Genomic DNA, 10490 nt, shown 5'->3' with positions numbered 1-10490 from the left:
AAACCGTCATCGAACCCGAACGATTCTTCCTCGACCTGGCCCGCCACGTGCCCCACCTCTCCGACAACCACGCCTCCCACGACAGCGTGATCACCGACATAACCCCAACCCGCTGAAACGAGGAGATGCTCGATGCAATCGCTGGAACCAGGAGTCGGCGTGCAGGCGACAGAGTTCGTCGAGGTCGGGGGACGTCGCGTCCGTTACGCCGCGACGGGTACTGGTCCGCCCGTGATCCTGCTGCACGGACTGGGCCGAAGCCTGGAGGACTGGGAGCCGCTGCAGGCCACCCTGAGCGGGTACCAGCTGATCGCCATCGACCTCGCGGGCTTCGGGCAGTCGCAGGCCCTCTCGGACTGCGGCCTCGCATCACTGGCCAAGCACGTCGAAGCGGCCCTGGAGGTGCTCGGGGTTCCCTTGGGCGCCCATGTGGTGGGCAATTCACTGGGCGGCGCCGTCGCGATGCGGCTCGCCGCCAGTGCCCCCGCGCGGGTGGCGTCATTGGCACTGCTCGACAGTGCCGGGTTCGGCCGCGAGGTCACCTGGACGCTGCGCATCCTCGACCTTCCGCTGCTCTGGCGGCTACTACTGCGTCCCCATGCGGACAGCGCGCTGCTGTCGGAGCGCTCCATCTTCCACAACCCGGCCTTCGCCACGCCCGAACGGGTCGCTCTGGCACTCGCGCTTTCCCGCCGCGAAGGGGCGGCACGAGCGTTCCGGCGCCAGGCCCACGCCCTCGGTTCGTGGCGCGGCGTACGCCGCGGCTGGCGCAAGGAGCTGCTCACCGAGGTCTCGGCGCTCGACATCCCCACGCTCGTTGTCTGGGGCACCCACGACCGGATCCTGCCGGCCACCCACCTTGTCAACGCCGCTGCCGCTCTTCCTCGGGCGCGCACCCACCTGTTCTCCCGAACCGGCCACATGCCGCAGATCGAGCGCGTCGACGAGCTCGCCGTTCTGCTCGGCTCGTTCTGGGACGGTCCATAGGACCCGAACCAGGACGCCGATGTCACTGAGGTCGCAGGGCCGCCGAGACCGGTTCGGGCAGTTTCATCGTCTCCGGGACATTCGCCGGACACCGACCGGCTGCTGCTGTGCGGCCACGCCGGTGGGCGCTACGCCGTCGGACTGCGGATCATCGCGGTCAACCCGGCGGCCCGGTGCGTACCGGCCCCGTGCCCCCATCCCACCGTTGCTATGAGGTATATCCGTGCAGGTCCTGACCATGATGCGCAGACGGATACCGGCCCTGGCCGCCCTTCTGCTGCTGCTCCTCACGGCTGTCGCGGCCATGCTGCCGTTGCGTACTGCCGAGCCCCGGCCGGCCTCCGCCCCCGTCGGCGACTTCTCGGCGGCCCGTGCCGTTGCACGGCTCGGCGGCATCGCGAAGGTTCCGCACCCGGCGGGTTCGGCCGCGCAGTCGGACGTACGGGAGTATCTCGTCGGTGAGCTGCGGAAGCTGGGACTGCGGCCCGAGGTCCAGACCCGGGTCGCTCCTTCCAGGGCCGACGGCAACCCGGCCATCGTCGGGTCCGTCTCCAACATCCACGCCACGATCCCCGGCAAGAAGTCCACCGGACGGGTCCTTGTCGTCGCCCACTACGACTCCGTGCCGATCGCCCCGGGCGCCGCCGACGACGGCTCCAACGTCGCCGCGATCCTCGAAATCGTCCGCATCCTCAAGGCCGGACCTCAGCTTCGCAACGACATCGAGCTCCTGTTCACCGACGGCGAGGAGCAAGGGCTGCTCGGCGCGCAGGCTTTCGTCGACGCGGAGGCCGGCACGCGCCGGGCCGCCGTCCCTCAGCAGACTGTCGTGGTGAACATGGAGGGCCGGGGCCCCTCCGGGCCCGTCGTGATGTTCCAGATGGCGGGAACCGGTCTCGCCCCCGCCGTGCGGGCCTCCGGCACACTCACCACATCGTTCTCCGCCGCGATCTACGAACTGCTGCCCAACGACACCGACCTGACCGTCTTCGACGAAGCCGGCATGCGGGGACTCAACTTCGCCTTCATGGACGGCTCCGCGCACTACCACACCGCCCACGACGACATCGCCCGGCTCGACCCCGCGAGCGTGCAGGACATGGGGGACGCGGCACTCGCAGCGGTCCGCCAGCTCGGTGGGTCGGACCTCTCGCGGAGCGGCCCGGACGCCACGTACTTCTCCCTGTTCGCCACAGTCGTGTCGTACCCGGCATGGCTGGTCCTGCCGCTCGCCGTGGTGACCCTCCTGGGCGTGCCGCTGCTGCTGTGGTTCGGCCGACGCCGCGGGCTGTCCCCCGACGGGGCCGGACGGGCCGCCATGACCTTCCCGCTCACGCTGATCGGCGCGGCGGTCATCGGCCTGGCCGGATGGTGGGCATTGGGCCTGGCCCGACCGGACTTCGTGCTCAGCGAGGGCAGCATGTTCCACCTCGGCCGGTACGCGTGGGGCGAGGCGTTGCTCCTCCTGGTGCTGCTCGTCGCCTGGTACCGCTGGGCCCGCCGCAAGGCGTCACCGCTAGACATCGTGGTGGGTGTGCTCGGATGGTTCGCGCTGCTCGCCGTGGTCTGCGCGGTGCTGCTGCCCGGGGCCGCCTACCTCTTCACCTGGCCGGCGCTGATCGGACTGGCGTTCGTCGCCGTGCCGCTGCGGTTCACATCTGTCAACTCCCCGTGGCGGGCGGTGGCCGGAGCGGTGACGGCCGTACCGGCTGTGGCGCTCGTCCTGCCGGTCGTACTCCTGCTGCTGCCCGCCCTGGGGCTGTCGCTCACCGCCGCCCCACTGGTCCTCGCGGCGCTGCTCGCAGCGTTGCTGCTGAGCCTGCTGGAGCCGCTTCCCCCGCGCCGGGCGGTCACCGCCGGGATGCTCGCGGTGGCGGTGGCAGGCGTGGGCACGCTGAGCGTGGGTACGGCCCTGGACGGCTACAGCGCCGACGAGCCCCGGCCTGTCAGCCTCGGATACGTCCTGGAGTCCGACACGGGCAAGGCGACCTGGGTCAGCCTCGGCGACACCTCCCAGCCCGCTGTCGGCAAGATCCTCACCGGTGAACCGGCCCGCTACGACGACCGCATCCCCCCGCTGGCCGGCGTTGCGCTCTCGAACGGAGCCGCCAAGGCCGCACCCCTGGACACCCCGCGTACCAAGAACGCCTCAGCCACCGAGGCCGACGGCGTACGCACGATCCGGGTCCGTATCCAGGCCCCCGCCGACGCCCACAGCATCGACGTCCACGCCGACACCGGCGACCACCAGATCCTCGACGCCACCGTCGAGGGCGCGAAGCTCGCCGGCGGTCCCAAGCATCCGCAGGGCGACTGGGACTGGAGCTTCAGCTACGCTGCCCCGCCCGCGGACGGCATCGAGGTCGTCATCCGCACCCGCGGCAAGGGCCCCCTGCCGCTCCGCGTGGTGTCCACCGCAGTCGGCCTGCCGGACGGGGCCGGCGCGCCCGCCCCGGATGCGGACCGGAGCTGGGCGAGCTGGCCATCGGTCGCCGGCCAGACCTTCGTCGTACGGACCTTCCGGCTCTGACCGCACCATACGAAAGGCCCGCCTCACAGATCCATCCGTTCCAGCGGTCGCCGCAACACTCCGGTTCGGGGGATGCGACGGACTTCAAGACCCAGGAGACCCGGGCAGTACCTCAACGGCCCCAGGCCGACGCGTGAGCGAGAGGCACACTCCCAGCTCATGGAGCAGGGCCCGAACGGCTGAGAGGCACGCCGGACCGTCGCCATCAGCGAGCGGACCGCGCGACGCAACGGGCAACACGCGCAGATCCGGGTACGGGGCGGTACCACCGTCACCACGGTGGTACCGCCCCGGCCTCCGTCCCGGCATCTGCGCGAGCCCGACCGGGTTCACCTCGCCAACGCCCGCAGAAGAGGGCCATGCCCGGAGGATCGCCACTGTCCGGCCCCTGCCCGGGCAACTGATCCGCTCACTGACCCAGTCGGCTACTGCTACCCGGGCCGGGCGCTGACCGGCGGCACGGCCGGCGACGTCCTGCGCGCCTACGGAACGGTCTCCGGCGCCTGGCGATTGGCCCTGTTGGGCCTGTTCACGCGCACGCCGCCCCGGCCGGCTGATACCGGACGGCATCGCGGTATCAACCGAGGCCCTGGGCGAAGACGTCGGCAGCCCCTCCCGCAGGAGGTGGCCGCACTGGCGGCGGAGCACTGCCGGCGGGAGACCAGACTGGACGTGTTCGACGTGAACCCCCGCGCCAGGACACTGTACGAGCGGCACGGTTACCGTCTCGTGCATACCGAGCACGCCCCTTGGTTGCGCGACCTGCTGAGGTTCGGCTCGGTCACCACGAAGCGCCGCACCCTTCACGTACCAGAAAGGCCCACCACTTCATGACCGAGACCGATCCGCTCCACACGCCGACAGCACCCGTCCAGGTCCCCACCCGCATGCTCGTCGAGGCGCTGATCCGTACCGACCACACCGTCGACGCCGGCGAGCTCTACGACGCCGCCCCCCCTACTCGGCATGACCGACCAGCAGGTGCGTCTGTGCATCAAGCGGCTGGTAGCCGAACGCCGCTTCGTCCAGGAAGGCAGAGGGCGCAAAGCACTGCTGCGGGCAACCGGCGCCACCAAGCAGGCTCTGGGGCCCGACGTCGAGTTCGTCACGCACGCCTTCCGGCAGGACGCGGGCCTTGCCCCCTGGGATGGCACCTGGCACCTGGTCGCATTCGCTGTACCCGAAGCCACTCGCACAGCGCGCGACACACTGCGCAGCGCACTCACCCGGCTCGGCGGCGCCCCCGTCCAAGGCGGCCTCTACGTCAGCGCCAACGCATGGGAACCCTACGTCGAGGACGAGGCTCGCCGGCTCGGCATCCTCGACCGCCTCACCCTCCTGACCACCGACGACCTGCGTCAGGGCGATGTGCGCGATCCCGCGGTGCTTGCTCGCACCCTGTGGCCGCAGGACGAGATCGCCGATCGCTATCGGCGACTCGCCTCCGTGGCCGAGCCGCGCTTGCGCCAACTCCAGTACGAGGCAGGCCTCTCCAGTCCTCAGCAGCTGACCGTCGCGGTCGAGCTGGCCGCCGAATTCACCCGCGCCATGGAGCCGGACCCTCTTCTGCCGCCCGAACTCCTCCCCCAGCCCTGGCCGGGGACCGAGGCACGCCGACTCGTCGCACGGTGCTGGGAGCTCCTGGACCGGCTCGAGAAGGTCGGCGCAGCGGAAGAGCAGCACGTCCGCCTCTTTCGCCTCTACGGCGAAGCGGTCAGGCAGATCACCGACGCTTGAGTGCGTATCGGCGAGCAGCAGACTGGTGCCAGGAGTCCTCCCCCGCGCTCGGCAAGGGCCTCGAGTCCGCGGCCGACCGGATTCGACGGCGCCGTTCAGCAGGCCCAACGGTGGACATCTCCGTCCCCACCCAGTGGGGCGACCCGACTGATTCTGCAGGGCGGCGCGCAACGGGTGAGCGCGGAGCTGGGTGCCAAGGCGTGGATCATCGCCCTCCCTCGGCTCACCAGGTCGGCATCGAGCGGACGTGCGCCACCTGGAACCGCGCCTTACGCACCCTGGCCGGGGCAGTCGGCCCGCAGGATCAAGGCAGTCCGCCCGCTGTGCGGGACCTGAGCCAGTACCAGGCTCGCAGGGGGCAGTACGCCGCCGAGCTCCGCTCGCGTCTTCCGCACCCAGCACTCACGACGTACGACTCGGATCCCCGGGACAGGGGCGAGAATGGAGACGGTCCCGGCCCGGCCCCCTCTTCAGCTTCGGGCCTTCTTCTTCGCACATACCAACCAGGTGCCCGCCGGGCGTGGCAGTGCCGAGCGCCTCGTGCGGGGACTGGCCGATGCCTCGCCCGCGGAGCTCGGCGACCGTGTTGAGCGCCCGTACAGGTGAGCGAGGGGGACCGGGGCGGGGATGTCGCCGGCGGGCGAAGAAGGCGTGACACACCTTCAGCTTGAGGCGCAAGTCGTTCCTGCCGGACTTCTTGTCGGCGAAAATCCCGCGGCAGCCCGTCGCATTACTCCTGTTCCGGCTCTCGGGGTCCCCGGTATGACGACCCTGCCGGTACCAGCCCTTCCATGTTCGACCGCAGAATCCAGATCCTCCGTGCCGCCACCCGCAGCATCGCCCAGCAGGTCGTGCGCGTTCTCCGGGTGGAGAACGTCACCGCAGAGGCGCGGGGTGTCGACCGGACTGGTCTATTACCACTTCAGCGGCCGGGCCGGACTCCTGCGCAGCGCCCTGGACTTCATCTCGACCCGCGCCGACCGGTACACCGAACCGACCGAGGGAACGGAGAGGCCGCGCAACCGGCTTGAGGAAATGCCCCTCCTTGAACTCCAGGACGTAGCCGAGGTCATCGAGAACAGCACTGCATGGGGTGAACTTCAGGCCGGCGCCGTCTTCTCCACCGCCTTCGCAACCAACACCAAAGGCGGCCGGCTCACCTACCTTGAGCTGCGTCACCGAAGGCGGACCCGTTGCGAGGGCCGCATCCGAAACGCCCGCGACACCGGCCTTCGTAACCTGCCCCTGCACGACACCGCACCGAATCTGATCTGGCTCGAGATCGTCTTCATCGCACTCGGCCTCCTCGCCTGGATGCCCATGCTCGCCCCGACCGCCGAACCAGCCGCTGGGAACCCACGGCTTCGCCTCCGCCTGTTCTGCGCCGCCGCCCAACTCGTCACCACCGGCCGTCTCCGAGGGCCCTGGAGACGTCATCACGGGAGTAATCGACCAGGTGCAGAGCCCGCCGAACCCCGGCTGGCCAACCACTTCGAGCATCCCAACAACCCTGCACCACCCGGAAAAGTGGAACCCTGCGCCCACCCGACGCGACAACCGGGCCCTCCCCCTGTCCCGGCCCGGCCCGGGGAAAGCCGCACCACATAAGCGCATGAGCCCCGCCAGCAAGCTGACGGGGCTCATGAACGATCAAGGCTGGCGCTACACCGCGTACATCCGTTCATAGGTCTGCTCCACCACCGCGTGTTTCCTGAAGTTGTGCTCCATTGCATGGCGGGCACCGGGCGCGGCAGCTGCTTTCGCCTTCACGTACAAGTCACGGTCGTCCGGGTGTGACCGCAGCCAGTCCCGAAACATCAGGTGCCGGGAGAGTTCGGGCGTACCGGGCCCGAACACGTGAAGATTCACGCGTGGGTGCGCGAGCCGAAGCATGCGGTGCTCGTGCCACCACGGCTCGCGCACCGTGAGGTCGTAGCCGAGTGCGGTGAGTTGCGGAGCATACGTTTCCTCCCGGATCTTGATGCTCCGGGAGTCGAGAAGGCAGGCGGTCGGTTCGATATCGCGGCCAATCCTTTACGTCGACCGGACCGGCACCCCCCGGCGCGTCTCTTTGCGGCTTGACGGACTCCTTGCCGTCGCCGAAAGCGGGCTGCCGCCGCGGGGTGGCTTACGAAGCTCGTTGCGGAACGTGCTGCGGCGTCCGGGACGAGGGGTTGCTGTTCTCCACGGCACGCTCGATGTCCTGCGCGACCAGGTCATGATTGAGTGCGAACGCAGCCGCCGCACCTTGCCCTGCAGCGGCGATCACAAGCGCCTTCGCGTCGGATACCTTGCCGACCGCCCGTGCCCCGAAAACGCTGGTCCGGTCCGCATCATCGGTGGCCACCCAGCCGCATCTTAGGCGTCATCAAATAGATTTTCCGCTTTCGCAAACACGGCTATCTCGGGGCGCCGCCCCCAGTGAGTCCGAAGGGAACCCGGGGCGAGCGGCGGCCGAATCCGTTTCACATGACCGGGAGGGCCATGGCCCTCGCCACAGCACGCACTCGCGGGCCAGGCCTTCGGCTTGGCGTACCCGCACCGGAGCCATGACCCGGTAGCCGTCGCCCGACTGGCCCACGGCATCGACACGGGCGCAGTGCGGATCAACTGCTATGGCGTGTACACCGACGAGATGCCCCGCGCCCCTGCCCACGGCGTTGATCACGGGCGCTCATGACGGCCGGCGGCACGCAGCAGCAGGCCGAGCGAGATCAGCCCGGATGCGGCGGCCAGCAGCGTAGACCAGAACCAGAAGGTCACCCAGGTGTCGGGGACCGGCAGCAAAATCACCAGCACGGCTGGATACAGGACCAGCAGTCGGCGTAACCGCCGCTCCGCTCTGAACTGTTCGCGCAGGCGCCGTTCGACTCCTCCGGCCGCCATGTCCGCTCGCCCGGTGGGAATCAGCTCGTCGGCGATGGTCAACCGCCAAGCGTGCACGACGGCGCCGATCATCGTGAGCAGCAGGCCGAGCCCCAGTAACTGGACCCAGTCGGGCACTCTGAGGTGGCCGGGTGTGGTGACCAGCAGCATGGGCACCGAGAACAGCACGGCGCTCAGCGCTTCGGCAGCAAAGAGGCGGGTGGCCGGGGTACGACTCAGTGCGGTAGGAACGAGCACCTCCTTGAGCAGGATCCTCCGGCTACTGCGGGCACGAGGATGCGTCACGATCTTGAACCCACCCCTCAGGAGTCCGTGTGGCCAGGTCCGACGGGTACAGGCGCGGGCGGGGCGTCGCACTCCACGGTCAGCGCGTACTGCCGCGGGTCGAGGGTTCGGGTGCGGCGGCGGAACCGCCATGTCGGCTCGGGCCAGATGGAGGTGATGCGGCCGGTGCGGTCCTGGTACCAGCCGACGCAGCCGCCCGCGGCCCAGACGGTTGGGGTCATCCGGTTCTGCAGTTCGGCGTTGAATGCGCGCTGGGCCTCGGCACGCACCTCCACGGCGGCCAGGCCTCGGCTGCGCATCAGCCGCAGGCAGCTGAGCAGATAGTCGATCTGTGACTCGATCATGTAGATGAGGCTGGTGTGTCCCACGCCGGTGTTGGGGCCCGCCATCAGGAACAGATTCGGGAAGCCGGCGACGGTCGTGCCGAGGTGGGCCTGCGGGCTGCCTTGCCAGACCTCGTGCAAGGACCGTCCGTCGGCGCCGATGACGTGCTGCGAGTAGGTGGCGTCGGTGACGCGGAATCCGGTTCCGTAGATCAGCACGTCCACCGGGTGCTCGGCGTTGGCATCTCCGTCTTGCGCCGCGTCGGTGGGCGCGGTGAACACCGCGTCGGGCACGATGCGCGTGATCGGATCAGTGACCACGTCGACATTGGGCTGACCCAGTGCCGGGTAGTAATTGTCGGACAGCAGGACCCGCTTGCAACCCAGTTCGTAGTCCGGGGTCAACTTGGCCCTCAACTCCGGGTCCGCGACCTGGCGGTGCAGATGGGCCAGCGCCTCGCGCCGGCCGAAGGCGGCCATGGTGCGGTTGCCGAGCAGCGCCGGCAATGTGGCTTCCCGGGCCGCGTACGCCCAGCCGCGAGCCAGTCGCTGTACCGGCGGCGCCAGCCGGAACAGGCGTCGCTGCCACTGCGGGATCGTCCGGTCACGGCGCGGCGCGATCCAGGGCGGAGTTCGCTGAAAGACGGTCACCTGCCGGGCCTCGCGCTGCAGGTGGGGGACGAACTGGATGGCGCTCGCGCCGGTCCCGATCACTCCCACCCGCTTGGTGCTCAGATCCAGGTCGTGCTTCCACTGGGCGGAGTGGAACGTCTCGCCGGTGAAGTCGTCCAGGCCGGGAAACGAGGGAACGGCCGGTTCCGACAGCGGACCTTGAGCCAGGACCAGCAGCCCGGCGGTGAGCGGGCCCGTACTGGTCCGCAGGTCCCAACGTTGCCGCTCAGGATCCCAGGCGGCGCGTTGCAGTTCGCAGCCGAGTCGCAGGCGCGGCATCAGGTCGTACTCGTCGACACAGCGCCTCAGGTACTGCTCGATTTCCTCCTGCGGGGCGAAGCGCCGGCTCCACGCCGGGTTGGGCGCGAAGGAGAACGAGTACAGGCGCGAGGGCACGTCGCAGGCACACCCGGGATAGGTGTTGTCCCGCCAGGTACCGCCGACCTCGTCGGCCCGTTCCAGTATCAGCACATCCCGGTGGCCCTCCTGCAGCAGCCGAATGGCCGTGCCAAGCCCAGAGAATCCCGCACCGACGATGACGACGGGTACGTGACGTCCGCGCACGGCGTCACCCTGCACGGTGCCATGAGCCTGCAGCACCCCTGGTGCGCGCTGAGCCGGGTCCGTGAACTGTTGGTCGGTCATGATCCTCCTTCACCAAGAATTGCTCACTCACGAATCGATCGTATAACATTCGATCGTAATGAACTAGATAGGGGTGAGTGGATGAGGATACTGGCGCACGGCGGACCCGGTGCGATGGGGGCTGTGGCGGTGCGGGTGGCGGCCGGCTGCCCAATGCGACCGAGATCGTGGTAGCCGACAAACGCCTTGAAGCGACCCAGGGACTGGTACACCGCCTCGCCGGTGCCGGTGGTGCACCCATGCGGGCCCTGCAGGTGGACGTGACCGACGACACCGCCCTGCGGACCGCACTGGCCGAAACCGCCGCCACCGACCTGGCCGAACCCTCTGTCTCACGCGTACTACGAGCCACCACCAGCGCCATCAGCCTCAAGGGCCCCCGGACACTGCCACCGTTCTTCGCCGCAGCCACAGGCACCAGCAAC

7 protein-coding genes and 2 pseudogenes are annotated in these 10490 nt (G+C 69.3%); 5 read left to right on the top strand and 4 right to left on the bottom strand.

Translation table 11 applies throughout. The features are described from left to right. Positions 1–132: 132 nt before the first annotated feature. From IEZ15_RS42515 to IEZ15_RS46145, 4 genes and pseudogenes are all read left to right on the top strand, one after another. Positions 133–987 (top strand): alpha/beta fold hydrolase, encoded by an 855-nt coding sequence (locus IEZ15_RS42515; protein ID WP_189282297.1) that lies wholly within the window; start codon positions 133–135, stop codon positions 985–987. Positions 988–1210: 223 nt separating this feature from the next. Beyond that, entirely contained in the window at positions 1211–3517 is a 2307-nt protein-coding gene (locus IEZ15_RS42510) for a M20/M25/M40 family metallo-hydrolase (protein WP_189282296.1), read from the top strand. Between the two features lie 966 nt (positions 3518–4483). Further along, a complete protein-coding gene (locus IEZ15_RS42505; protein ID WP_308427515.1) occupies positions 4484–5254 on the top strand; it encodes a PaaX family transcriptional regulator C-terminal domain-containing protein in 771 nt (256 codons plus the stop codon). A 1122-nt stretch (positions 5255–6376) separates the two neighbouring features. Further along, a pseudogene (locus IEZ15_RS46145) lies at positions 6377–6734 on the top strand (transposase); the annotation flags it as partial. A gap of 182 nt (positions 6735–6916) precedes the next feature. Here IEZ15_RS46145 and IEZ15_RS42495 read toward each other — a convergent pair. The 4 genes from IEZ15_RS42495 to IEZ15_RS42480 form a co-directional block, all read right to left on the bottom strand. Beyond that, positions 6917–7231: a GrpB family protein gene (locus tag IEZ15_RS42495; protein ID WP_268250514.1), complete on the bottom strand. Its 315-nt coding sequence runs from the start codon at positions 7229–7231 to the stop codon at positions 6917–6919. A gap of 151 nt (positions 7232–7382) precedes the next feature. After that, a complete protein-coding gene (locus tag IEZ15_RS42490; RefSeq protein ID WP_189282294.1) occupies positions 7383–7601 on the bottom strand; it encodes a hypothetical protein in 219 nt (72 codons plus the stop codon). A gap of 317 nt (positions 7602–7918) precedes the next feature. Then, the gene (locus tag IEZ15_RS42485) at positions 7919–8425 is read right to left on the bottom strand and encodes a hypothetical protein (protein ID WP_189282293.1); all 507 of its coding nucleotides are present in this window, start codon (positions 8423–8425) and stop codon (positions 7919–7921) included. A 17-nt stretch (positions 8426–8442) separates the two neighbouring features. Next, entirely contained in the window at positions 8443–10065 is a 1623-nt protein-coding gene (locus IEZ15_RS42480) for a flavin-containing monooxygenase (RefSeq protein ID WP_189282292.1), read from the bottom strand. A 239-nt stretch (positions 10066–10304) separates the two neighbouring features. Between IEZ15_RS42480 and IEZ15_RS46140 the strand changes: the two are divergent. Next, a pseudogene (locus tag IEZ15_RS46140) lies at positions 10305–10490 on the top strand (hypothetical protein); the annotation flags it as partial.

Origin of the sequence: Streptomyces atratus, from assembly GCF_014648655.1 — a bacterium.
Lineage (GTDB): Bacteria > Actinomycetota > Actinomycetes > Streptomycetales > Streptomycetaceae > Streptomyces > Streptomyces atratus.
Note: the sequence above shows the minus strand (reverse complement) of the source record. Positions and strands in the feature narration are given on the sequence as shown.

Bases quoted from the DNA above. Each gene is read 5' to 3' on its own strand.
- IEZ15_RS42515 (WP_189282297.1), top strand. From the start codon at position 133: ATGCAATCGCTGGAACCAGGAGTCGGCGTGCAGGCGACAGAGTTCGTC.
- IEZ15_RS42505 (WP_308427515.1), top strand. From the start codon at position 4,484: ATGACCGACCAGCAGGTGCGTCTGTGCATCAAGCGGCTGGTAGCCGAA.
- IEZ15_RS42480 (WP_189282292.1), bottom strand. From the start codon at position 10,065: ATGACCGACCAACAGTTCACGGACCCGGCTCAGCGCGCACCAGGGGTG.